The following is a 22,432-nucleotide window of genomic DNA, read 5'->3' on the forward strand; positions in this document are numbered from 1 at the left end:
CACCAATGCGTCATCCGCATCCCGGTCACCGTGGTCGCCGCTGGGCGGCCGCGGTGACCGGTCTGCTCACGCTCGCAGCGATCGCGCTTGTTGTGATCGGCGTCCGTGGGCAGGTCCATGCCGAGACGCCGCCCCCGTCGGCGGCCCGTCCGTCGGCGGAAGGCAACCTGCCGGCGGCGCCGCGATCGGCCGGCAGCAGCGCCGGCGCATCAGCCGGCGGCCGGACACCGGCCGCGCCAGCGGTGGTGGGACCGGTACTGCCTCGGTCCATCCCGACCCGGCTGAGCATCCCCGCGATCGGCATCAGCGGCGACCACCTGGCGGCATACGGCACCGACGCCCGCGGGGCGATCGAGGTCCCGCCCGCGACACCGGGTGTTCCGCCGGGCTGGTACACCGGCTCACCCACCCCAGGACAGCTCGGGCCGTCGGTGATCGTCGGACACACCGACGAGGAGAAGGACGCACGATCGGTCTTCTTCCGGCTCGGCGAGTTACGTCCCGGCGACCGGATCGAAGTCACCCTGGCCGACGGCACGGTCGCCGTCTTCACGGTCGACAGCCTGGAGCGGTACCCCAAGGCCGCCTTCCCGACCGCTCACGTCTACGGCAACATCAACCACGCCGGGCTACGGCTGATCTCCTGCATCGGTGAGTTCGACCGGGCGACCGGTCACTACCTGGACAACATCGTCGTCTACGCACACCTGGTCAGCAGCCACCACTTCTGACGCAGAGCCGGGGCCGAACACAGCCAGCGCGGCATCCGCGAGCGACACGAATGGCCCTGTGAATCCGATTGATTCGGACCCACAGGGCCATTAGACACAACGTGTCCGGAGGGGGACTTGAACCCCCACCCCCGTTAAGGGACTAGCACCTCAAGCTAGCGCGTCTGCCATTCCGCCACCCGGACAAATGGGTGCGTCGCCCGGGCGGAGTGGCCCGGCCAACGACCCGAAACACTAGCACGCAGTCGGCTGTTTTCCTCAATCGTGTCACGGTCCGCCGCTCGGGTCACGTGGGAGCCGAGCGGCGGACCGGATGGACACGGCGCGAGGCCGGTTCAGACGTCGAGCCCGAAGTCCCGGATCACCCCGGCCAGACCGGTGGAGTAGCCCTGGCCGACGGCGCGGAACTTCCACTCGCCGTTGTTGCGGTAGAGCTCACCGAAGACCAGTGCCGACTCGGTGGCGGCGTCCTCGCCGAGGTCGAAACGTGCGCCCTTCTCGGCGTTGGTCGGGTCGTCGGCGTCGAAGACGCGGATGAAGGCGTCCGAGACCTGCCCGAAGTTCTGCCCGCGGGCGTCCGCCTGATCGATCGACGCCACGAACGTGATGCGCTGCACGTCGGGGGAGACCTGACCGAGCGACACCTTGATCTGCTCGTCGTCACCCTCACCCTCACCGGTGCGGTTGTCACCGAGGTGCTGCACCGAGCCGTTGTCGCCGGTCAGGTTGTTGTAGAAGACGAAGTCGGCCTGGCTGCGGACCTTGCCGTTCTCGCCCAGCAGCAGCACCGAGGCGTCCAGATCGAACTGCGCACCGTCGGTGGTGCGCGGGTTCCAGCCCAGCCCGACGATCGCTGTCGTCATACCCGGCGCAGCCTTCTCCAACGAGATGTTCGCGCCCTTGCTCAGATTGACCGGCATGTCTTTCCCTTCGTGAGCTAGCCGTTTCCGACCCTGACGCTAGCGCGTCGGCGCGGGTTCCGCGCCCCTGCCTGTTCGCAGAGGTATGTCGCAGGCGCACGGCAGACTGGCGGTCATGCTGTTGCACGACGTCATTGCGGCCTCCGAGGCCGTCCGGGCGACCCGCTCCCGGCTCGCGAAACGGGACGCGGTCGCGGGGCTGCTGCGCGCCGCGACGCCGGACGAGGTGCCGCTGGTGGCGTCATACCTCGCGGGTGTGCTGCCGCAGCGCCGCATCGGCATCGGCTGGCGCGGTCTGCGCGACGCGCCACCGGCCGGCGACCAGCCGACCGTGACCGTGCTCGAACTCGATCGGACGCTGACCGACATCGCCGCCGTCGGGGGACAGGGCGCGGTCGCGCGCCGCAAGGATCACCTGCAAGCGCTGTTCGGCCGCCTCACGCCTGACGAGCAGCGTTTCGTCGGCGGACTGATCCAGGGCGAGCTGCGCCAAGGGGCCGGGGACGGGGTGATGCTGACCGCCATCGCGGAGGCGAGCGGCGTGCCCGAGGCCACGGTCCGGCGGGCGGTGATGCTGGCCGGTTTCACCGCGCCGGTCGCCGCCGCCGCCATGAACGGCGGCGCCGAAGCGGTGGTCGCCATCGGACTTCTCGTCGGCCGACCGGTGCGTCCCATGCTGGCCGGCAGTGCTCCGGAGATCGCCGCGGCCGTGGACCCCGACCTCGCCCAGCAGGTGGAGACCAAACTGGACGGCATCCGGGTGCAGGCGCACAAGGACGGCGACGACATCCGGCTGTTCACCCGCAGCCTGGAGGAGATCACCGACCGACTCCCCGAAGTCGTCGAGATCGTCGCAGGCCTCCCGGCGGACCGCTTGGTGCTCGACGGCGAGGCGATCGCGCTGGCCGCGGACGGGCGCCCACTGCCGTTCCAGGTGACCGGCGCGCGCACCGCCAGCAGCGCCGACCCCGCGCGACTGCGTGCCGAAACACCGGTGACACCACAGTTCTTCGACCTGCTGCACGTCGACGGCGAGGACCTGATCGACGACCCGCTGCGGGAGCGGCAACACCGGCTGGGGAAGTTGGTGCCCGAACGCTGGCTGATCGGGCGGTCCGCGGTGGGCTCGGTCGCCGATGCGCAGCAGTTCTTCACCGAGCGCGTGGCCGGCGGTGACGAGGGCGTCGTCGTCAAGGACCTCGAGGCCCCGTATGCCGCCGGACGTCGCGGCGCCGGCTGGGTCAAGGTCAAGCCCCGCCATACCCTCGACCTGGTGGTGCTCGCGGTCGAGTGGGGCAGCGGACGCCGCAAGGGGTTCCTGTCCAACATCCATCTCGGCGCACGCGACCCGGAGACCGGCGGCCACGTGATGCTCGGGAAGACGTTCAAGGGCATGACCGACGAGATGCTCCGCTGGCAGACCGCCCGGTTCCGCGAGCTCGCCACCGATGACGGCGACTGGGTCGTGCACCTCCGGCCCGAGCAGGTCGTCGAGATCGCCTTCGACGGGTTGCAACGCTCCAGCCGCTATCCCGGCGGTCTGGCGCTGCGGTTCGCCCGGGTGATCCGCTACCGCGACGACAAGACCGCCGACGAGGCCGACACCATCGACACCGTGCGGGCACTGGCCGGAGGGTGATCAGCCCGCCCGCTCGTGGCAGGCTGGTCGTATGACGGACCACGACGGCGAGCAGACCGTGACTGCTGAGGACGAGGTCGTGCGGATCACGCAGGACCTGATCGGCATCGACACCAGCAACTACGGCGACGGCAGCGGCCCCGGCGAGCGCAAGGCGGCCGAGTACGTCATGCAGGAGCTGATCGAGGTCGGGCTCGACCCGGTGCTGCTGGAGAGCGAACCAGGCCGCGCCTCCGTGCTGATCCGGATCGAGGGCGAGGACTCCGACCGCGGCGCCCTCGCCGTGCACGGCCACCTCGACGTAGTGCCGGCGAATCCCGAGGACTGGCAGGTTGATCCGTTCGGGGCGGAGATCAAGGACGGCTGCGTCTGGGGCCGTGGCGCCGTCGACATGAAGGACATGGACGCGATGATCCTGTCCTGTGTGCGGGAGCTGGCCCGCACCGGTCGCAAACCGGCGCGTGACCTGGTCGTCGGATTCCTCGCCGACGAGGAGGCGGGCGGCGTCAAGGGCAGCCACTGGCTGGTCGACAACCACCCGGAGCTGTTCGAGGGCGTCACCGAGGCGATCAGCGAGGTCGGCGGCTACTCGGTCACGTTCGACGGGAAGGCCGGCCAGCAGCGCGCCTACCTGCTGCAGACTGCCGAGAAGGGCATCGCCTGGCTGCGGCTGCACGCCCACGGCCGGGCCGGCCACGGATCGGTGCCCAACGACGACAACGCCGTCGTGCGGCTGGCGCAGGCCATCGCCCGCATCGACGCCCACGAGTGGCCGCGCGAATACATCGCGTCGGTGCGGCAACTGCTGGACGGGCTCGCGGACCTGTCCGGTGCGGCATACAGCGACGACGACCTCGGCCCGGTCCTGAGCAAGCTCGGCGGCGCCCGCGGCTTCGTCGAGGGCACCCTGCGAGACACGTCCAACTTCACCATGCTGAACGCCGGCTACAAGCACAACGTCATCCCGCAGACGGCCTCGGCGTCGCTCGACTGCCGCTACCTGCCGGGGCACGAGGACGACCTCATGGCGACCATCCGGGAGCTGGCCGGCGAGCACGTCGAGGTCGAGGTGCTGCACCACGACATCGCGCTCGAGGCGCCGTTCGACGCGCCGCTCGTCGAATCGATGAAGCGTGCCCTGCTGTCCCAGGACCCGGAGGCCGCGATCCTGCCCTACTGCCTGTCCGGCGGCACCGACAACAAGGCGCTGAAGAAGCTCGGCATCACCGGTTACGGATTCGCGCCGCTGCAGCTGCCCGCCGACCTCGACTTCGCGCCGATGTTCCACGGCATCGACGAGCGGGTGCCGGTGGAGTCGCTGAAGTTCGGCGCGCGGGTGCTTGGGGAGTTTCTCGCCGACTGCTGAGTATGGCGCGGGTGGGGTTTCGATACGGCCTCGGCTAGCGCCTCGGCCTACTCAACCATCGCTGTTGGCGCTAGCGCCTCGGCCTACTCAACCATCGCTGTTGGCGCTAGCGCCTCGGCCTACTCAACCATCGCTGTTGGCGCTAGCGCCTCGGCCTACTCAACCATCGCTGTTGGCCTCGGCTTACTCAACCCGCGAGGGGGGCTAGGCGGTGCGGCGGACACGGATGATGCGGCGCCGCAACCAGACCCGGCGTGCGCCGCCGAGGTAGAGACGCGTGCGGGCCAGCTCCCAGTGGCCGTATTCGGCGTGGTCGGCCAGTACCTGCCGCACGTCCGTGCGGCTCGTGTTGCGCGGGAAGTTCAGCACTCGGAACTCGTACTCGGTCATCGCCGCCCATTATCACCCGAAGAAGCTCCAGTCCGGCGCTCTGGCAGGGGCGTTGCTCTATTACGAAGAGCCTCCGAACCGGTACGGTCGATCCATGACCGCAGACCCGCGTGCCGCATTGTCCGCCCTGGTGAGTGCGTTGGAACGACACCTGGAGGCCGCCGCATCCCGGCGCAGCGAGAACGACCCGGCGGTGGTCGCGGCCTACCGCGACCTCGCGGACGCCTTCGAGGACTACGACGACGCCCTCATGGACACCTACGGCGAGGTCACCCCGCTGGAGGTCTACACCGGCGACGATGACGACGAACCCGATGAGGACGAGGACATCGAGGACGAATCCGACGAGGACGAGGACGCCGAGGATCTGGCGGAAGACCTGCGCGACGAGGACGACGACGAGCGGTACATCGGGCTGTCCGGTGACGACACCGACGACCTCGACTTCGAGGACTCCGACCGCACGTAGGTCCTACCGGCTGCTGTCGGACACGTCGTCCAGCGCCTGCGCGATCGCCGGCGGCAAGGACGTCTCGGCACCCTCGAGCACCGTCCGGAGCTGCGTCCTGTTACGCGCCCCGACGATCAGTGAACTGATCCCGGGACGTGCGCGTGCCCAGCCGAGCGCGACCTGCGCAGGGCTGACACCGAGACCGTCAGCCGCGGTGGCCACGGCATCCACGATCGGGTCGGCGGCGCCGCCCAGCCGCCGGGCCGCCCAGCCGGTATGCCGTCCCGACGCCGCACGCGAATCGGCCGGCACCCCGCGGCGGTACTTGCCGGTGAGCACGCCACCGCCAAGTGGCGCCCAGGCCAGCAGCCCCGCGCCGACATGCGCGGCGGCCGGCACCAGTTCGGCATCCGCCGAGCGCTCCACCAAGGAGTACTCGATCTCGTTGGCGGTCAACGGGATCCGTGCATCACGAAGCACGGCAGCGGCGGCCACCAGCTGCCAGCCGTTGTAGTTGGAGACCCCGACATACCGCGCCCGACCCGTGGTCACGGCGTGTTCCAGTGCGGACATCGTCTCGGCGAGCGGCACGTCGTCCGCCCAGGTGTGCACCAACCACAGATCGAGGTGATCGGTCCCCAGCCGGTGCAAGGACGCATCGAGTTGGCTCAACAGGGTGCCCCGTGAGGTGTCCACGACCCGCGACCCGGTCGTGCGGGAGATGCCCGCCTTGCCCACGAGCACCAGCTCGTCCCGGTCACTCTGCTTGATCAGCCGGCCCAGGATCTCCTCCGCGTCACCGTCGCCGTAGCCGTACGCCGTGTCGATCGTCGTCCCGCCGGCGTCGCGGAAATCCTGCAGGATCTCCTCCGCGAAGACCTCGTCGACCGTGTCCCCCCAGTTCATCGTGCCCAGTGTGAGTTCGCTCACCCGTAGCCCGGACCTGCCCACATTCACCGATTGCACGGGACAACCGTAGTGGGCAACGCTCCTGTCTCCCCGTAACCGGGCGCCGCCCTGAGTAGGCCGGAGCTTGCGGAGGCCGTATCGAAGGGTAGGCCGGAGCTTGCGGAGGCCGTATCGAAGGGTAGGCCGGAGCTTGCGGAGGCCGTATCGAAGGGTAGCGTCGACCCCATGGATCTTGGCATCAACCTCGGGTACTGGGGCACCGCCGGCACCGACGACCTCGCCGCGATGAAGGAGCTGTGCAAGGCCGCGGACCGGGCGGGTTATCGGGTCGCCTGGCTGGCGGAGGCGTACGGCTCGGATGTGCCGTCACTGGCGGCATACCTCAGTGCCTTCACCAAGGATCTGGAGTGGGGGAGCGCGGTGTTCCAGATCCCCGCGCGGACGCCTGCGATGACCGCCATGACCGCGGCGACGCTCGACAAGATCACCGGTGGCCGTTTCCGGCTCGGCCTGGGGGTCTCCGGGCCACAGGTCAGCGAGGGCTGGCACGGTGTGCGGTTCGATGATCCGCTGGGCCGCACCCGGGAGTACGTCGACATCATCCGCCTCGCGTTCGGACGCAAGAACGTCGAATACCACGGCAAACACTTCGAATTGCCGCTACCGGACGGCCCCGGCAAGGCCCTGCGGCTGCTCCTGCTGCCGGAACGGCCGCAGGTGCCGATCTATCTGGCCGCGATCGGGCCGCGGAACATGGAGCTCACCGGTGAGATCGCCGACGGTTGGCTGGGCATCTTCGTCAGCCCCGAGCACCTTCCCGAGCAACTGCAGCAGCTGCGCACCGGCCGCGAGAAGGCCGGACACGAGGGCGGCGCCCTCGACGGATTCGACATCGCTGCGTCCGCGGGCCTGAGCATCGCGAACGACCTCGACACCGGCGCCGACCGCCTGCGTGACAATGCGGCGCTGTATGTCGGGGGCATGGGTTCACGGAAGAAGAACTTCTACAACGCGCTTGCCCGGCGGATGGGTTTCGAGGACGCCGCGCAACAAGTGCAGGACCTCTACCTGGACCGCAAGCACCGCGATGCGGCGGCGGCCGTGCCGCGCGACTTCATCGACCGCACCGCCCTCATCGGGCCCCGCGAGCACATCGCCGAGCGACTGCATGCGTATGCCGAGGCAGGCGTGACCACGCTCAACGTGTCGCCGACCGGCGAAAACCTGCCCGAACGGATCGCCGCGCTGCACACGCTCGCCGACATCATGGACGCCGAAGGGCTGCGCTGACCCGATGGCCACGGTTCTGCTGCTGCGGCACGGCCGCACCACGTCCAACACCTCCGGCGTGCTGGCCGGCTGGACGCCCCACATCGGCCTCGACGAAACCGGTGAGCGGCAGGTCCGGGACGCGCGGAAACGACTGGAACAACTGCCGATCGCGCGGATCGTCAGCAGCCCGCTGCAGCGCTGCCAGGAGACGGCGGCCGCGGTCAGCGGCGGGTCCCTCGCCATACCCGTCGAGACCGACGAGCGACTCGGTGAGTGCCGCTACGGTGCCTGGACCGGGCGCAAGATCAGCGAACTGGCCAAGGACGACCTGTGGCGCACCGTCCAGGACCAGCCGTCGGCAGCGGTGTTCCCGCCATCGCCTGAGTACGCGCACGAGTCGCTGGCGGAGATGTCCGCGCGGGCCGTCGCGGCGGTGCGGGAGATCGACGCGCAGGTGGAGGCCGAGCACGGTGCCGGCGCGATCTGGGTCGCGGTGTCCCACGGCGACGTCATCAAGGCGGTCCTCGCGGACGCCCTCGGCAACCACCTCGACGAGTTCCAGCGCATCGTCGTCGGCCCGGCGTCGGTCAGCGCGGTCCGCTACACCGCACGGCGCCCGTTCGTGCTGCGGATCAACGATGCGACGGGCGACCTCGGTGACCTCCACGTCAAACCAGACCCGTCTGGCGACGCGACACCCGGAGGCGAGACCGGCGCCGGCACATCGGATTAGGCTCAGCGATATGCCGACCCAAGAGTTCAACCACCCGGACCGGTTCGTCGCCGGCACCGTCGGCCCGCCCGGTGCACGCACCTTCTTCCTGCAGGCGGTCCAGGGCCGGCGGGTGGTGTCGGTGTCGCTGGAGAAGGAGCAGGTTGCCGTGCTCGCGGAGCGGGTCAACGACCTGCTGGACGAGCTGGCGATCGACGAGGACCTGCCGGTCGCCGAGGAGGACAACGAGCCGCTGACGCCGCCGATCGAGGACGAGTTCCGGGTCAGCACGCTCAGCCTGGCCTGGGAGCCCGAGCAGCAGGTGCTGATCATCGAGGCCCACGATCGGCAGGTCGAGCTGGAGCCGACCGAGGACGGGGAGGAACTGCGCGAGGTGACCGACCCCGACGCGCAACTCGTCCGGGTGCTGCTGGACGCCGCGCAGGCCCGGGAATTCGCCCGCCGCGGGCTGGCAGCCGTCGCCGACGGCCGCCCGGCGTGTCCCTTCTGCGGTGGTCCGCTCGACCCGGACGGCCACATCTGCCCCCGTGCCAACGGCTATCGACGCTGAACGCCTGCAGCGGCTGCTGAACGACGGCCCGCTGGAGGTGGAGGGCCGGCTCGTCGAGGCGTCCAACCTGGTGCTGCGCGTTTGGATCGACGCCGACGACGAACGGGTCTGCGCCGTTTACAAACCGATCCGCGGGGAACGCCCGCTGTGGGACTTCCCCGAGGGGTCGCTGGCGGGGCGCGAGTACGCCGCCTACCTGGTCGCCACGGCCGGGGGCTGGGACTGCGTGCCGGTGACGGCGCTGCGCGTGGACGGGCCGTTCGGCGCCGGCTCGGTGCAGCAGTGGGTGGGTCCGCTCGAGCCGGTCACCGACAACGGCCTGCTGCGCATCGACCCGATCGCCGCGGTGCCGGACAACTACCTGCCGGTGCTCGGCGTCCGCGACGACGACGACCGGCCGCTCGTGGTCTCGCACGGCGCGCAGGAGCAACTGCGCGAGGTCGCGCTGCTGGACGTGGTGCTGAACAACGCCGACCGCAAGGGTTCCGCGCTCATCGTCGACGAGGGGCACCTGTATGCCGTGGACCACGGCCTGACGCTGCACGCGGAGGAGAAGCTGCGCACCGTCCTGTGGGGCTTCGCCGGCGAGCAGCTGCGCGACGCGGAATGCGCGCGGCTGACCGAGCTGGCCGACGCGGTCAGCGGCACGCTGGGCGAGAAGCTGCGGCACGTCATACAGGACGATGAAGTTGCTGCCCTCGAGGAGCGCATCGAGGACCTGCTGGACGCCGGCCGGATGCCCGCGCCGCCGGACGACCGGCATCCGCTGCCCTGGCCGCTCTGGTGAGCTCGGCCCGGGGACACGAGCGGAGAGGTGATCCGCTTATCCTGGAAGGCGTGACCATTGCTCCGTGGGCCTCTCCGAATCTGCCTCGTGTGGAAGGGAACGGCCGTCAGCTGTCCCTCTGGCAGCACCGATCGGACAGTGTCGAAGACATCCGTGCCGGTGCTACGGCCACGATGTACGTCTGTGGGATCACCCCGTATGACGCCACGCATCTCGGGCACGCGGCGACCTACGTGACGTTCGACCTCGCGGCGCGGGTGCTGTGGGACGCCGGGCACTCGGTCCGGTACGTGCAGAACGTCACCGACATCGACGACCCGCTGCTGGAGCGCGCGGCGCGAGACGGCGTGGACTGGCGCGACCTGGCCACCCAGGAGATCGAGCTGTTCCACACCGACATGGAAGCGCTGCGGGTGCTGCCGCCGGACCACTACGTGAGCGTCGTCGAGACGATGCAGCGGCACGTTGCGACGATCGAGGGCCTGGCCGCCAAGGGCGTGACCTACACGATCGCGACTCCGGACGCCGTCGAGCCCGGTGCGGAAGACGTCTATCTCGACCTGTCCACCCAGCCGACCTTCGGCTCGGAGAGCGGCTGGACGCGGGAGCAGATGCTGGAGGTTTTCGCCGAGCGCGGGGGAGACCCCGACCGGGACGGCAAGCGCGACCGGCTGGACCCGTTGCTGTGGCGCGTGGAGCGCGCCGGGGAACCCGCGTGGGACGGCAGGAGCCTGCACCGCGGCCGTCCGGGCTGGCACGTGGAGTGCACCACCATCGCGCTGGATCACCTCGGCATGGGCTTCGACCTGCAGGGTGGCGGCACCGACCTGATCTTCCCGCACCACGAGATGTCCGCCGTGCAGGCGGTCGCGCTGACCGACGACCCACCGTTCGCGCACGCCTACGCGCACCAGGCGATGGTCGGCTACGACGGCGAGAAGATGAGCAAGTCCAAGGGCAACCTGGTGCGGGTGTCACAGCTGCGCCGGGCCGGCGTCGACCCGATGGCGATCCGGCTGGTGCTGCTGGCGCAGCACTACCGCACGCCGTGGGAGTACACCGACGGGCTGCTCGACAACGCCGTGAAGCGCTGGGACCGGTGGACGCGTGCCCTGCAGTGCCGTGGCGACGAGGACGCCGACCAGCTGATCGACGGCATCCGCGACGCCCTCGCGCACGACCTGCACAGCGCCGAGGCGCTGGAGCTGGTGGACGAGTGGGCGGCAGGGGCCGAGACCGGCTCGCCGAGCCCGCGGGTGATCGACGCACTGGACGCGCTGCTCGGCATACGGGGCTGAGTCGGGGGCGTCCCTAGGCGTCCCGGGGCGTCCCGAGGCGGCGTCCCGAAGTGCCGACGGTCGCGGGTAGGGGACGGGTTTGCCGGCGGACGGCGTCCCGAAGTGCCGACGGTCGCGGGTTGGGGACGGGTTTGCCGGCGGACGGCGTCCCGAAGTGCCGACAGTCGCGGGCAGGGGACGGGTATGCCGGCGGAGGGCGTCCCGAAGTGCCGACGGTCGCGGGTAGGGGACGGGTTTGCCGGCGGAGGGCGTCCCGAAGTGCCGACGGTCGCGGGTAGGGGACGGGTTTGCCGGCGGAGGGCGTCCCGAAGTGCCGACGGTCGCGGGTTAGTCGTCGGTCTCGCGGCGGCGCAGGTATTTCTCGAACTCCCGCGCGATGGCATCACCGCTGGCTTCCGGCAGCTCGGTGGTGTCCTGGGTCTGCTCCAGCGAATGCACGTACTCGGCGACCTCGTCGTCGGAGGCGGCCAGCTCGTCGACGCCGTGCTCCCAGGCCCGTGCCTGCTCCTGCAGGTCGGCGTGCCCGATCAGCGCGTCGAAGAGCTCCTCGAGCCGGGTCAGCAGCGCCAGTGTCGCCTTCGGGGACGGGCTGGCGCCGGCGTAGTGCGGCACCGCGGCCCAGCAGGACAGGGTCGGGACGCCGGCGTGGTGTGCGGCGTCGGTGAAGACGCCGACGATGCCCGTCGGACCCTCGTAGCGGTTGCCCTCCACGTCATACCGCTGCCGGGTCTCCTCGTGCTCGGAGGTGACGGTGACCGGGATCGGGCGGGTGTGCGGGACGTCGGCCAGCAGCCCGCCGAGGGTGATGATCATGCCCACACCGCACTCGGCCGCGAAGCCCATCAGCTCCTCGGTGAAGCTGCGCCACTTCATCGACGGCTCGATGCCCTGCACCAGGATGACGTCGCGGTCCAGCGGCGTGTCCTGCGCCAGGAAGATGCGGGTCGTCGGCCAGACGATCTCGCGGCGGCCGGTGTCGCTCGTGATGCGCGGCCGGTTGACCTGGAAGTCGTAGTAGATCTCCGGGTCGAGCTGGGCGACAGGCACCGCGTCCCACGTCCCGATCAGGTGCCCGACGGTCGCGGAGGCGGTCTCGCCCGCGTCGTTCCACCCCTCGAACGCGGCGATCATGATCGGGTCGCGCAGCAGCGGCACGTCCTCGAGTTCGATCACCCGGCTCCTCCTCGTCCTTCGATACGGCTGCAGACAGCAGCTTAAGCAGTGTCGGCGCCCGTGGCCCTCTCAAACGCGCGGTCACGGACCGATGTTCGAGACCACCGAGAGTGACAACGACAGTCCCGTTAGAATCATGCCGTTCTGCGCAAACTTCCCTGAAGGGACCCCACAGTGAGCAGCCGCTCCGACATTGCGCGTGTGACACCGTCGACACGCGACCTCTCCCTGGTTCGACCAGACGCCACCGACACCCTGAGCGCCGCGATGGCGCAGCGGGTACTCCTCCTGGACGGGTCGATGGGGGTGTTCATCCAGCGGCACAAGCTCTCCGAGGAGGAGTTCCGCGGGGAACGCTTCGCGGACTGGTCCCAGGACGTCAAGGGCAACAACGATCTGCTGTCGATCACCAACCCGGCGGTGATCCGGTCGATCCACGACGAGTACCTCGCCGCCGGTGCGGACATCATCGAGACCAATACCTTCAGCGCCCAGCGTATTTCGATGGCCGACTACGGCATGCAGGAGCTGAGCTACGAGCTCAACTACGAGTCGGCGAAGCTGGCTCGTGCGGCCTGCGACGCGGTCACGACTTCCGAGCACCCCCGGTATGTCGCGGGCGCCCTCGGACCGACCAACCGGACCGCGTCCATCTCACCCGACGTCAACGACCCGGGCGCCCGCAACGTCAGCTTCGAGGAACTCGTCGAGGCCTACCACGAGCAGGCCTCCGGCCTGGTCGACGGCGGCAGCGACCTGCTGCTGGTCGAGACCATCTTCGACACCCTCAACGCCAAGGCGGCGATCTTCGCGCTGGAGACGCTCTTCGAGGAGCGCGGCCGGCGCTGGCCGGTGTTCATCTCCGGCACCATCACCGACGCCTCCGGCCGCACCCTGTCCGGGCAACTGACCGAGGCGTTCTGGAACAGCATCCGGCACGCGCAGCCGCTCGCGGTCGGCTTCAACTGCGCGCTGGGTGCCGCCGACATGCGCCAGTACGCCGCCGAGCTGTCACGGCTGGCCGACTGCTTCACCTTCTGCTACCCCAACGCCGGGCTGCCGAACGCCTTCGGCGAATACGACCAGACCCCCGAGGACATGGCGAACGTGCTCGGCGGCTTCGCGACCGACGGCCTGGTCAACATCCTCGGCGGCTGTTGCGGCACGACCCCGGAGCACATCTCCGAGATCGGCAGACGCATCGTGGACGCCGCACCGCGGCAGCCCGCGCAGCCGTCGCCGGCCATGCGCCTTTCGGGGCTGGAACCGCTGAACATCACCGAGGAGTCGCTGTTCGTCAACGTCGGTGAGCGCACCAACATCACGGGGTCGGCGCGTTTCCGCAAGCTGATCAAGGAGGGCGACTACTCGACCGCTCTCAGCGTCGCCCGCCAGCAGGTCGAGGCCGGCGCGCAGGTGATCGACATCAACATGGACGAAGGCATGATCGACGGCGTCGCGGCGATGGACCGCTTCTGCAAGCTGATCGCCTCCGAGCCCGACATCTGCACGGTCCCGGTCATGATCGACTCCTCCAAGTGGGAGGTCATCGAGGCCGGATTGCGTTGCGTCCAGGGCAAGTCCATCGTCAACTCGATCTCGATGAAGGAAGGCGTCGACAGCTTCATCGAGCACGCCAAGCTGTGCCGGAAGTATGGCGCGGCGGTCGTCGTGATGGCGTTCGACGAGGTCGGCCAGGCCGACACGGCGGAGCGGAAGAAGGAGATCTGCCAGGCGGCATACAAGATCCTCACCGAGGAGGTGCACTTCCCGGCGGAGGACATCATCTTCGACCCCAACATCTTCGCCCTGGCGACGGGCATCGAGGAGCACGCCAACTACGGCGTCGACTTCATCGAGGCGACGCAGTGGATCAAGCAGAATCTGCCAGGAGCACTGATCTCCGGTGGCGTGTCCAACGTGTCGTTCAGCTTCCGCGGGAACAACCCGGTCCGGGAGGCGATCCACGCCGTCTTCCTCTACCACGCGATCCACGCCGGCATGGACATGGGCATCGTCAACGCCGGTGCCCTGGCCGTCTACGACGAGATCGACGAGCGGCTGCGCGATCGGATCGAGGACGTGATCCTCAACCGGCGCGAGGACGGGACCGAACGTCTGCTCGAGATCGCCCAGGAGTTCAACAAGGCGGGGGAGAAGGTCGACGACAGCACCGCGAACGAGTGGCGCAACGCCCCGGTGCGTGAACGGATCACGCACGCCCTGGTGAAGGGCATCGACGAGTTCATCGTCGACGACACCGAACAGATGCGGCTGGAGCTGCTCGAGCAGGGTGAGCGCCCGCTGACGGTGATCGAGGGCCCGCTGATGGACGGCATGGGTGTCGTCGGTGATCTCTTCGGCGCCGGCAAGATGTTCCTGCCGCAGGTCGTGAAGTCGGCGCGCGTGATGAAAAAGGCTGTCGCACACCTGATTCCGTTCATCGAGGCGGAGAAGAAGCCGGGCGACGCCGAGCGCACCAACGGCAAGATCGTGATGGCGACGGTCAAGGGCGACGTCCACGACATCGGCAAGAACATCGTCGGTGTCGTGCTGCAGTGCAACAACTACGAGGTCGTCGACCTGGGCGTGATGGTGCCCGGCCAGAAGATCCTCGACACCGCCAAGGCCGAGAACGCCGACATGATCGGGGTGTCCGGGCTGATCACACCGTCGCTGGACGAGATGGTCAACCTCGCCGCGGAGATGGAGCGACAGGGGTTCGAGATCCCGTTGCTGATCGGCGGGGCCACGACGTCCCGCGCGCACACCGCCGTCAAGATCACCCAGAAGTACCACGGTCCGGTCGTATGGGTGAAGGACGCGTCACGGTCCGTCCCGACCGCGGCCGCATTGCTGTCCGACGAGCGGCGGCCGGCGTTCATGGCCGACATCGACGCCGACTACGAGTCGATCCGCAAGCGGCATGCCGCGAAAGGCACTGAGCGGCCTCTGCTTTCGTATGACGATGCGATCGCCGGGCGCACCCCGATCGACTGGAGCGACTACCAGCCGCCGCGCCCGCACTTCCTGCTGCAGCAGGCTCGCGACATCGGCAACGACGGCGAACTCGGGCCGATCTCGTCATTCACCCGCACGTTCCAGGACTACTCGCTGGAGACGCTGCGCGAATACATCGACTGGCAGCCGTTCTTCAACGCGTGGGAGTTGAAGGGCCGGTTCCCCGACATCCTCAACAACCCGGCGAGTGGTGAGGCGGCCCGCAAGCTGTGGGACGACGCACAGGTGATGATGGACCGGCTGATCGACGAGCACTGGCTGCAGGCCAACGGCGTCGTGGGGTTCTTCCCGGCGAATGCCGTCGGGGACGACGTCGAGGTCTACACCGACGAGTCCCGTCGCGAGGTCCGCACGGTGCTGCACCACCTGCGCCAGCAGGGCCACCACCGCGCCGGTGTCCCCAACCGGTCGCTGGCTGACTTCGTCGCCCCGAAGGACACCGGGCTGCCCGACTACGTCGGCGGTTTCGCCGTCACCGGCGGTCTTGGCGCACCCGACAAGATCATGGAGTTCAAGGCCGAACTCGACGACTACAGCGGGATCCTGCTGGAGTCGCTGGCCGATCGACTCGCCGAGGCGTTCGCCGAGCGCATGCACGCCGTCGTGCGGCACGACCTGTGGGGTTACGCACCGGACGAGCGGCTCAGCAACGACGAACTCATCGCCGAGAAGTACCGCGGCATCCGGCCGGCACCGGGCTACCCGGCCTGTCCGGACCACACCGAGAAGCTCACGCTCTTCAATCTGCTCGATGCGACCAACCAGACCGGCATCGAGCTGACCGACTCGATGGCGATGTGGCCCGGCGCCGCGGTGAGCGGCTGGTACTTCTCGCACCCGGAGTCGCAGTACTTCGTCGTCGGCCGGATCGGCAAGGACCAGGTCAGCTCGTATGCCGAGCGCAAGGGCTGGACGATGCGGCAGGCCGAGCGCTGGCTCTCCTCGAGCCTCGGATACGAGCCGGAGGACTGACCATCAGCACCGATCAACCGACCGCCGTCAGCAATGGCCGCGTAGCGGCAGAACGCAGTGACGGAGCGCATCGAGGTCCCGCCCTACCCGCAGCTGTCCTGTGGGACATGGACGGGACGCTGGTCGACACCGAACCGCTGTGGATCGCTGCCGAGAAGGAGCTGGTCGCGTCGTACGGCGGCGTGTGGGGCGACGACATGGCCCATCAACTGGTCGGTAATTCGCTGATCGTCTCCGGCCAGATCATCCGGGACAACAGCCCGGTGACGTTGTCCACCGAGGAGATCGTCGACTACCTGCTCGAGCGGGTGATCGCCGGCATGCGCCGGCACGTGCCGTGGCGCCCGGGCGCCGCTGAACTGCTGAAACACCTGGTGGCAGAGGGGATTCCGAACGCGCTGGTGACGATGTCGTACGAGTCCTTCGCCGGCGTCCTCATCGATGCGGTGCCGGAAGGCACCTTCACGGTGGTCGTCACCGGTGACAAGGTGAGCAAGGGGAAACCGGACCCGGAGGCCTACACGACGGCGGTGGCGGCGCTCGGCGTGCCCGCCTCCGAGTGCGTGGCGATCGAGGACTCGATCCCCGGTGTGCGTGCGGCCGTCTCTGCCGGCGTTCCCACCATCGCGGTCCCACACGTCACCGCGGTGCCGGAGATCGACGGTGCAACCCGCGTCGACACGTTGGTCGGGCTCACCCCTGGCCGGCTGCGCGCAGTCGTTCAGCGCGGTTGAGGCTCCGCTGCGGCCACTGAACAGGCCCTGGACGCACCGCATTGCGTCGCGACGAACGCCGCGCAGTTGCTGCCGCGGAGGCCGAGCCATCGCCGACGACCCCGCTGACCTGGCCGAGGTCCGTGCGATCCAGGACGAGATCAGGGGTGAGGTCTACCGCCTGCCGACACGAGCTCTAAAGCTGGCAGCGCGCGCGACCCGCCTGGTCGCGACCGGGGCATTGACCACCACCGGCGTCGCACGGGTCCAGCTGTGGGCGGCCGCCACGAACACTGCGTCGCTACACGTTGCCGCGGCCAGCGGCTTTCATCGTGAAGGTGTCTTGCGATCCTGCACCGAGAACCGCGATGGGCAACGAGTGGACGCCGTGTACTACTCGCTCATCCCGTCGGATCTGGCCCGGTAGCCGATCGGTCGCCGGTCGAGCAATCATCCCCGAGTTCGTCGTTGGCAAGAAGCACCCAACTCGCAGGCTGCTGCTGTGAAGAGCACGAGTGGGGCAGGATCCTGTGCCATGGACGACGACGCGGCCAAGGCAAATCTGTACAACTACCTCAAGCACGAGCGCGAAGCGCTGGTGTCCAAGCTCGACGGGCTCTCCGAGTATGACGTTCGTCGTCCGCTCACCGTCACCGGGACGAATCTGCTGGGCCTGGTGAAGCACTTGGCGACATGGGAGGCCCGGTATCTCGGTGAGGTCTTCCAGCGTCCATTTCCCGAACCGTTGCCTCGATGGGACAGCGAAGCAGAGCGGCTCGCCGACATGTGGGCGACCGGGCAGGAGTCGCGCAATGACATCATCGACCGTTACCGACGGGTGTGGGATCACAGCGACGCCACGGTCGCCGCGCTGCGGCTCGACAGCACGGGCCGTGTGGCGTGGTGGGAGGACGCGGAGGTGCCACTGTTCAACGTCCTTGTCCACTTGCTCGCCGAGACGAGCAGGCACGCCGGGCACTCCGACATCTTGCGCGAGCAGCTGGACGGTGCGGTGGGTACTGATGCGGAAGCCATGGCCGACCAGCAGCACGATCAGGCATTCTGGGCCCAGCGGCGTGAACTGATCGAAGCAGCTGCCCGGTCGGCTGGCTAACCATCCGTGCGCAGAGCGGACCCGTTGCGGGACCTGGCGGCTGCGGCATACTTCTGCACGCTCCGCCGAGAGCGAGCCACTCGGCACTGGACCACTGGCTCACCGTCAGCGAAACCATTGATAGAGCCTTGTCGACTCGGGGCCGAGCGCCGACGATTTGCCCCACTTGATGTTCGGCTACCGCAACTACGGTTCCGTGATGTCCAGCGTGTAGTAGCGCGTGATCCCAGACGTGTGGTGCAACCGAAATCCTGCTGCCTCGTACAGCCGGATGGCGTCGGTTTGGCGATCGCTGGTATCGAGGACGATCAGCCTGCAGCCATCGCGGCGGGACGTTGCGATGGCAAGTGTGAGAAGCTGCCGGCCCAGGCCGCGGCCGCGATGCTCGGGCCGCAAGTACATCCGTTTCAGTGTGGTGACCCTGTGCTCTGGCGGAGTGAGAGCGACTGAACCGACGACCGCCCCGTCCTCGAGCCTGACCATCCACAAGTGCCGGTAGTAGGCCGTTGGGTTGTCCAGGTCGGCGGCAAGCTCCGGATCGACGCTGAACCCGAACTCAGCATGGACGTCATTGACCAACTCTGCGAATCCTGGTTGATCTCGCTCGGTGTAGACCGTCACGGTTGGCTCATTCACACGTGCATCCTGACATCCGAGGCGGATATTCAACGACGGGGCCAGCCAACGATCCCGATGCCGGCGGTCACAGGTTGGTGATGTTGGCGATCACTCCGGCGCTGTAGGCGCTGAGACCTCGCTGCGCCACGACCAGCACCAGCTCGTCGAGCTCGTCCGGCGGACGCGCCGTCTGGACGCTGTATGGCGGACCTGCCGCCTTCGTGAGCGTTGCCAACGGCGCGCCGTCCAGCCGCTCACCGTCCGGGAGCGCGACGTCGTAAACCCGGCCGTCGACCTCGAGTCGGTAGTCGTAGGAACTCCGCTTGAGCGATCCGTAGTTGGGTCGCCAGCCCTTCAGCTGGCCACCGGGCTCCAGATCGACCGTGAACCGGTCGCTCTGGAGCAACGGCAAGTACTTCTCCGCGGAGGTGTGCCAGCCGTCGATGCTGTCGTAGGGGATGTGTGCGCGGTGGCGACCCGTCCCGTCATACAGATCGACGGTCTCGCCGGCGCCGATGCGCAACCGCCCGGGTGTCACTGGTCGGTCGGCGATGCCGCACCGGACGCGGGCGCAGGCCGGTTGCCGGGACAGTACGAATCAGATAATCTGATTTGCATGCGCACCGTGACGGCAACCGAGGCGAGCCGTTCGTTCGCTGCCATTTTGGACGAAGCGGAACGGGGACACTCCGTGGTCGTCACTCGGGGGGGTCGAAGAATCGCGACGATCGGCCCAGCCGATGCAAGCAACGGCGCCGACTTCCTCGCGTTGCTGGATGGGAACGCAACCGACGAGGGCTTTGCTGCCGATGTCACTGCGGCCCGAGAAGCCGCAGTGCTCGAAGGACCGGTGTGGCCCGCCGACTGATCATCGATACCGGGGTACTCGTCGCGTCCGAACGGGCACGTGCCGGACTAGCGGCGGTCATCACCGAGGATGACGATCTCGTCATCGCTGCGATCACGGTGGCCGAGTTACGCACCGGCATCGAACTGGCCACTGAAGCTCACCGCGCGGCACGCAACGAGTTCCTCATCAAGGTCTTGGAGACCTTGCCGGTCGAGCCTTATGACTTGGCCACCGCTGAGGCGCACGGGCGCCTCCTGGCACACGTTCACCGCACCGGGACGCCAGGTCGCGCACACGACTTGATCATCGCCGCGACCGCCGTGGCCACCAGTCGCACAGTGTTGACCACGGACCGCAACGCCCACTTCGGTGACCTTCCAGGGGTCGACTGCATCGTGGTCAGCTGAGCGGGCAGCGACGGGTTCTCTGCGGGACTACGGGCTCGGAGATGCTGGGCGGAGGACCACTACTTGGTTGTGATGCCATGTTGGTCGAGCAGTGCGTGCAGTTCATCGATCTTCGCGCCGAGTTCGGCGATGTCTTGTCGGGTCGCGGTCGACGCCTGGCTGTCGACCTCACGAACTTTGTCGATGAACCACGTTGCCACCGACGCGGTCACGACACCGAGCAGCGCGATGCCGGCGATCATCATGCCCGCACCGACCAGCCGTCCTGTTGTAGTCACCGGGTAGAAGTCGCCGTACCCGACGGTGCTGACGGTGACGAGCGACCACCACAGCGCCTCCCCGAACGAGTGAATGTTGGATCCGGCCGCGTCCCGTTCCGCGTCGAGGACTGCGAGCGAGCCGACGAACAGCAACAGCACCATCGAACCGGTGACGTAGACACCGACACGGCCACGCAACGACGTCCCGGTACGGCGACTGAGAATGTTGACCAGGGCAAGCACGCGCAGCAGGCGCAACGGTCGCAGCATCGGGACCACGACCACGACCAGATCGATCACGTTGCGCCTGACGAACGCGACGCGCCGACGGGCCAGGCTCAGCCGGACCAGGTAGTCCGCGGCGAAGGCCGCCCACGAAGCCCACGTCACGACGTCGTAGAAGTGATCCCATCGGCCCGACAGGTGCGTACCGAGGATGGGTACGGCATACGCGACCAAGAACAACAGGGCGATCCCGGTCAACGGCCAGTCGGCCCACGCCTCCCATCGCTGCACACGAGCCTCGTCATCATTCATCCCCTACAAGTACCCCACGACTGCCCGCCGCGGGATCAACCCCGCGTGCGGATCGCTGAGTGGATCGGTGAAAGGTGCTACGACGGTGTCGGACCGGGCGTCTAGGGTCACCTATCGTGACAGTCGACGCTCCTGCAGACCTCGAAGCTGTCCGGGCGTCCTACGACGCGGTGGCCGACAACTACGCGCGCATGGTCGCTGATCCCGGCCCATGGCTACGCGCCGCGTTAGACGCATTTGGCGAGCAAGTGCGGACTGTCGGCCCGGTGCTCGATGCCGGATGCGGACCGGGGTGGATCTCGAACTACCTCCACCACAACGGGGTCGACGTGTCAGGCATCGACCTGTCCCCGCGCATGATCGACCACGCGCGGCGTCAGTTCCCAGATGTCGCGTTCGAGGTCGCCTCGGTCACCGACCTGCGGCCCGAGCCGCAGTCACTGGGCGGAGTGCTCGGCTGGTGGTCGTGGTTCAACTTGCCACGCGAATGGCTGCCCAAGGTGATCGCGACGATGGCCACCGCGCTGCGCCCCGGCGGCCATGATCGGCATGCACCGGGGCGAGGGTGACCATCCGCGCACCAGTTGCTACGGCGACGTTCCGGTTGCGTGGACGACCCATCGATACCAGCCGGAGCAGATCATCGAACTGCTGACCGCCGCTGGGTTGGAGCTCGTTGTCGACCAGCGCTTCCCGCGGCAGCCACCGGCGACCGCCCCGCAATTCCTCGTCGTGGGCGTCAAGCCTTCAGATTGACGACCGTGCTGGACTCAGTCGTCGGCCGGTGACGCCGCACCGGCTCGCTGCGGGTCGAGAGCGACACCGAGTGCGTCCGGCGGCAACGGTGGGGGAGTGCCGCCGAACTCCGGGCAGAGTGCCTGGTGGCTGCACCAGTCGCACAGCTTGCTGCGGTGCGGGCGCCAGTCACCGGTGCGGGCGGCGCGCTCGATCGCCGCCCAGACCGCCTTGACCTTGCGCTCGGTGGCCAGCAGGTCACGCTCGTCCGGCAGGTAGCGGACGATCTCGCTGTTGCCGAGGTAGACCAGTTGCAGCATGTTGGGCACCACGCCCCGGGTCCGCCAGAGCACCAGCGCGTAGAACTTCATCTGGAACAGCGCCTTGGCCTCGAACAGCTCGGACGGTGACCGGCCGGTCTTGTAGTCCACCACGCGCAGCAGGTCGCCCGGCGCCTCGTCGAGCCGGTCGATGTAGCCGCGCAGCGTCAGCCCGTCGACGTCGGCCTCGACATACAGCTCCCGCTCGGCCGGCTCCAGCCGGGTCGGGTCCTCCAGGGCGAACCAGCGGCGGACCAGCTCGGCGGCGTCGCCGAACCAGGTCTGCTCGTCCGTGCCCTCCTCGCCGATCAGGGTCGCGAGCTCCGGCTCCTGCTCCAGCAGCGCCGCCCACTGCGGTGCGACGAGCGCGATCGCGGCCTCCACGGTCCGCTCCGCGGCCGGCGCATCGAAGAGCCGCTCCAGGACCGAATGCACCAGCGTGCCCCGGGCAGCGGCCGCGGACGGCTCCTCCGGCAACCGGTCGACGACCCGGAAGCGGTAGAGCAGCGGGCACTGCATGAAGTCACCGGCTCGGCTGGGGGACAGGGCAGGGCGCAGCTGCCGGGGCTCGGTGTCCGCCGGCACCTGGCTCGCAACGTCGGTGACCTGATCCACGCCTGTGACGTTATCCGCCGGTGCTGACACCCGTGGCGGGAGAGCGGTCCC

General features: G+C 68.5%; 24 protein-coding genes and 1 tRNA gene. 16 read left to right on the forward strand and 9 right to left on the reverse strand.

Translation table 11 applies throughout. The features are described 5' to 3' along the window. The first annotated feature begins 5 nt into the window (after window positions 1–5). Window positions 6–731, forward strand: a complete 726-nt coding sequence (locus FHU39_RS07840; protein ID WP_183319832.1) for a class F sortase — start codon at window positions 6–8, stop codon at window positions 729–731. Window positions 732–833: 102 nt separating this feature from the next. Here FHU39_RS07840 and FHU39_RS07845 read toward each other — a convergent pair. Together FHU39_RS07845 and FHU39_RS07850 are read right to left on the reverse strand one after the other, a co-directional pair. Further along, a tRNA-Leu gene (locus FHU39_RS07845) sits at window positions 834–916 on the reverse strand. A gap of 150 nt (window positions 917–1,066) precedes the next feature. Next, window positions 1,067–1,651 (reverse strand): TerD family protein, encoded by a 585-nt coding sequence (locus FHU39_RS07850; RefSeq protein WP_183319833.1) that lies wholly within the window; start codon window positions 1,649–1,651, stop codon window positions 1,067–1,069. A 115-nt stretch (window positions 1,652–1,766) separates the two neighbouring features. Here FHU39_RS07850 and FHU39_RS07855 point away from each other — a divergent pair, with 115 nt between their 5' ends. Both FHU39_RS07855 and FHU39_RS07860 read left to right on the forward strand, forming a co-directional pair. Further along, on the forward strand, window positions 1,767–3,290 hold the full coding sequence (locus tag FHU39_RS07855) for an ATP-dependent DNA ligase (RefSeq protein WP_183319834.1): 1,524 nt from the start codon (window positions 1,767–1,769) through the stop codon (window positions 3,288–3,290). A gap of 31 nt (window positions 3,291–3,321) precedes the next feature. Continuing rightward, the gene (locus FHU39_RS07860) at window positions 3,322–4,656 is read left to right on the forward strand and encodes a M20/M25/M40 family metallo-hydrolase (protein WP_183319835.1); all 1,335 of its coding nucleotides are present in this window, start codon (window positions 3,322–3,324) and stop codon (window positions 4,654–4,656) included. A gap of 204 nt (window positions 4,657–4,860) precedes the next feature. Here FHU39_RS07860 and FHU39_RS07865 read toward each other — a convergent pair whose 3' ends face one another. Next, the gene (locus tag FHU39_RS07865) at window positions 4,861–5,046 is read right to left on the reverse strand and encodes a DUF5703 family protein (protein WP_183319836.1); all 186 of its coding nucleotides are present in this window, start codon (window positions 5,044–5,046) and stop codon (window positions 4,861–4,863) included. A 94-nt stretch (window positions 5,047–5,140) separates the two neighbouring features. Here FHU39_RS07865 and FHU39_RS07870 point away from each other — a divergent pair, with 94 nt between their 5' ends. Continuing rightward, complete coding sequence (locus FHU39_RS07870) at window positions 5,141–5,515, forward strand: hypothetical protein (RefSeq protein ID WP_183319837.1); 375 nt, start codon at window positions 5,141–5,143, stop codon at window positions 5,513–5,515. Window positions 5,516–5,518: 3 nt separating this feature from the next. Here the strand turns inward: FHU39_RS07870 and FHU39_RS07875 are convergent, their stop codons facing one another. After that, entirely contained in the window at window positions 5,519–6,463 is a 945-nt protein-coding gene (locus FHU39_RS07875; RefSeq protein WP_183319838.1) for an aldo/keto reductase, read from the reverse strand. Window positions 6,464–6,631: 168 nt separating this feature from the next. Between FHU39_RS07875 and FHU39_RS07880 the strand changes: the two genes are divergently transcribed. From FHU39_RS07880 to mshC, 5 genes are read left to right on the forward strand one after another with little or no spacing between them, the layout of a single operon-like run. Beyond that, on the forward strand, window positions 6,632–7,696 hold the full coding sequence (locus tag FHU39_RS07880) for an LLM class F420-dependent oxidoreductase (protein ID WP_183319839.1): 1,065 nt from the start codon (window positions 6,632–6,634) through the stop codon (window positions 7,694–7,696). 4 nt (window positions 7,697–7,700) lie between these two features. After that, complete coding sequence (locus FHU39_RS07885) at window positions 7,701–8,411, forward strand: MSMEG_4193 family putative phosphomutase (protein ID WP_183319840.1); 711 nt, start codon at window positions 7,701–7,703, stop codon at window positions 8,409–8,411. Between the two features lie 10 nt (window positions 8,412–8,421). After that, complete coding sequence (locus tag FHU39_RS07890; protein WP_183319841.1) at window positions 8,422–8,961, forward strand: DUF3090 domain-containing protein; 540 nt, start codon at window positions 8,422–8,424, stop codon at window positions 8,959–8,961. Continuing rightward, window positions 8,939–9,748: an SCO1664 family protein gene (locus FHU39_RS07895; RefSeq protein ID WP_221185174.1), complete on the forward strand. Its 810-nt coding sequence runs from the start codon at window positions 8,939–8,941 to the stop codon at window positions 9,746–9,748. Before FHU39_RS07890 ends, FHU39_RS07895 begins: the two co-directional genes overlap by 23 nt. Before the next feature lie 56 nt (window positions 9,749–9,804). Then, entirely contained in the window at window positions 9,805–11,046 is a 1,242-nt protein-coding gene (gene mshC, locus FHU39_RS07900; RefSeq protein ID WP_183320949.1) for a cysteine--1-D-myo-inosityl 2-amino-2-deoxy-alpha-D-glucopyranoside ligase, read from the forward strand. Window positions 11,047–11,373: 327 nt separating this feature from the next. On the opposite strand, the gene FHU39_RS07905 is transcribed toward mshC, so the two are convergent. Next, entirely contained in the window at window positions 11,374–12,219 is an 846-nt protein-coding gene (locus tag FHU39_RS07905; RefSeq protein WP_183319843.1) for a PAC2 family protein, read from the reverse strand. A gap of 267 nt (window positions 12,220–12,486) precedes the next feature. Here FHU39_RS07905 and metH point away from each other — a divergent pair, with 267 nt between their 5' ends. The 3 genes from metH to FHU39_RS07920 all read left to right on the forward strand — a co-directional run bounded on the left by metH (window position 12,487) and on the right by FHU39_RS07920 (window position 18,039). Continuing rightward, on the forward strand, window positions 12,487–16,212 hold the full coding sequence (gene metH / locus FHU39_RS07910) for a methionine synthase (protein ID WP_183320950.1): 3,726 nt from the start codon (window positions 12,487–12,489) through the stop codon (window positions 16,210–16,212). Window positions 16,213–16,310: 98 nt separating this feature from the next. Beyond that, window positions 16,311–16,946 carry an HAD family hydrolase gene (locus FHU39_RS07915; RefSeq protein WP_281379685.1) on the forward strand — a complete coding sequence of 212 codons (636 nt, stop codon included), beginning with the start codon at window positions 16,311–16,313 and terminating at the stop codon, window positions 16,944–16,946. Between the two features lie 514 nt (window positions 16,947–17,460). Then, entirely contained in the window at window positions 17,461–18,039 is a 579-nt protein-coding gene (locus FHU39_RS07920) for a DinB family protein (protein WP_183319845.1), read from the forward strand. Between the two features lie 186 nt (window positions 18,040–18,225). On the opposite strand, the gene FHU39_RS07925 is transcribed toward FHU39_RS07920, so the two are convergent. Next, entirely contained in the window at window positions 18,226–18,660 is a 435-nt protein-coding gene (locus FHU39_RS07925) for a GNAT family N-acetyltransferase (RefSeq protein WP_221185175.1), read from the reverse strand. 82 nt (window positions 18,661–18,742) lie between these two features. Next, on the reverse strand, window positions 18,743–19,195 hold the full coding sequence (locus FHU39_RS07930; RefSeq protein ID WP_183319846.1) for a hypothetical protein: 453 nt from the start codon (window positions 19,193–19,195) through the stop codon (window positions 18,743–18,745). 78 nt (window positions 19,196–19,273) lie between these two features. Between FHU39_RS07930 and FHU39_RS07935 the strand changes: the two genes are divergently transcribed. Further along, the gene (locus FHU39_RS07935) at window positions 19,274–19,525 is read left to right on the forward strand and encodes a type II toxin-antitoxin system Phd/YefM family antitoxin (protein ID WP_183319847.1); all 252 of its coding nucleotides are present in this window, start codon (window positions 19,274–19,276) and stop codon (window positions 19,523–19,525) included. Then, the gene (locus FHU39_RS07940) at window positions 19,510–19,914 is read left to right on the forward strand and encodes a PIN domain-containing protein (protein ID WP_183319848.1); all 405 of its coding nucleotides are present in this window, start codon (window positions 19,510–19,512) and stop codon (window positions 19,912–19,914) included. The genes FHU39_RS07935 and FHU39_RS07940 overlap by 16 nt, the downstream gene beginning before the upstream one ends. 59 nt (window positions 19,915–19,973) lie before the next feature. Here FHU39_RS07940 and FHU39_RS07945 read toward each other — a convergent pair whose 3' ends face one another. After that, window positions 19,974–20,711 carry a potassium channel family protein gene (locus FHU39_RS07945; protein WP_183319849.1) on the reverse strand — a complete coding sequence of 246 codons (738 nt, stop codon included), beginning with the start codon at window positions 20,709–20,711 and terminating at the stop codon, window positions 19,974–19,976. Window positions 20,712–20,827: 116 nt separating this feature from the next. Between FHU39_RS07945 and FHU39_RS07950 the strand changes: the two genes are divergently transcribed. Both FHU39_RS07950 and FHU39_RS23780 read left to right on the forward strand, forming a co-directional pair. After that, a complete protein-coding gene (locus FHU39_RS07950; RefSeq protein ID WP_343065781.1) occupies window positions 20,828–21,280 on the forward strand; it encodes a class I SAM-dependent methyltransferase in 453 nt (150 codons plus the stop codon). Continuing rightward, window positions 21,261–21,467 carry a hypothetical protein gene (locus FHU39_RS23780; protein ID WP_221185176.1) on the forward strand — a complete coding sequence of 69 codons (207 nt, stop codon included), beginning with the start codon at window positions 21,261–21,263 and terminating at the stop codon, window positions 21,465–21,467. The genes FHU39_RS07950 and FHU39_RS23780 overlap by 20 nt, the downstream gene beginning before the upstream one ends. A gap of 14 nt (window positions 21,468–21,481) precedes the next feature. Here the strand turns inward: FHU39_RS23780 and FHU39_RS07955 are convergent, their stop codons facing one another. Then, entirely contained in the window at window positions 21,482–22,324 is an 843-nt protein-coding gene (locus tag FHU39_RS07955; protein WP_183320952.1) for a RecB family exonuclease, read from the reverse strand. Window positions 22,325–22,432: the final 108 nt, after the last annotated feature.

Source organism: Flexivirga oryzae, from assembly GCF_014190805.1.
GTDB classification, from domain to species: Bacteria; Actinomycetota; Actinomycetes; order Actinomycetales; family Dermatophilaceae; genus Flexivirga; species Flexivirga oryzae.

What these genes read in the sequence shown, in the direction of transcription:
- FHU39_RS07880 (WP_183319839.1), top strand. Translation starts at nt 6,632, where the DNA reads ATGGATCTTGGCATCAACCTCGGGTACTGGGGCACCGCCGGCACCGAC.
- FHU39_RS07920 (WP_183319845.1), top strand. Translation starts at nt 17,461, where the DNA reads ATGGACGACGACGCGGCCAAGGCAAATCTGTACAACTACCTCAAGCAC.
- FHU39_RS07855 (WP_183319834.1), top strand. Translation starts at nt 1,767, where the DNA reads ATGCTGTTGCACGACGTCATTGCGGCCTCCGAGGCCGTCCGGGCGACC.
- FHU39_RS07840 (WP_183319832.1), top strand. Translation starts at nt 6, where the DNA reads ATGCGTCATCCGCATCCCGGTCACCGTGGTCGCCGCTGGGCGGCCGCG.
- FHU39_RS07890 (WP_183319841.1), top strand. Translation starts at nt 8,422, where the DNA reads ATGCCGACCCAAGAGTTCAACCACCCGGACCGGTTCGTCGCCGGCACC.
- FHU39_RS07885 (WP_183319840.1), top strand. Translation starts at nt 7,701, where the DNA reads ATGGCCACGGTTCTGCTGCTGCGGCACGGCCGCACCACGTCCAACACC.
- FHU39_RS07860 (WP_183319835.1), top strand. Translation starts at nt 3,322, where the DNA reads ATGACGGACCACGACGGCGAGCAGACCGTGACTGCTGAGGACGAGGTC.
- FHU39_RS07850 (WP_183319833.1), bottom strand. Translation starts at nt 1,651, where the DNA reads ATGCCGGTCAATCTGAGCAAGGGCGCGAACATCTCGTTGGAGAAGGCT.
- FHU39_RS07935 (WP_183319847.1), top strand. Translation starts at nt 19,274, where the DNA reads ATGCGCACCGTGACGGCAACCGAGGCGAGCCGTTCGTTCGCTGCCATT.
- FHU39_RS23780 (WP_221185176.1), top strand. Translation starts at nt 21,261, where the DNA reads ATGCACCGGGGCGAGGGTGACCATCCGCGCACCAGTTGCTACGGCGAC.
- FHU39_RS07865 (WP_183319836.1), bottom strand. Translation starts at nt 5,046, where the DNA reads ATGACCGAGTACGAGTTCCGAGTGCTGAACTTCCCGCGCAACACGAGC.
- FHU39_RS07945 (WP_183319849.1), bottom strand. Translation starts at nt 20,711, where the DNA reads ATGAATGATGACGAGGCTCGTGTGCAGCGATGGGAGGCGTGGGCCGAC.
- FHU39_RS07870 (WP_183319837.1), top strand. Translation starts at nt 5,141, where the DNA reads ATGACCGCAGACCCGCGTGCCGCATTGTCCGCCCTGGTGAGTGCGTTG.
- metH (WP_183320950.1), top strand. Translation starts at nt 12,487, where the DNA reads ATGGCGCAGCGGGTACTCCTCCTGGACGGGTCGATGGGGGTGTTCATC.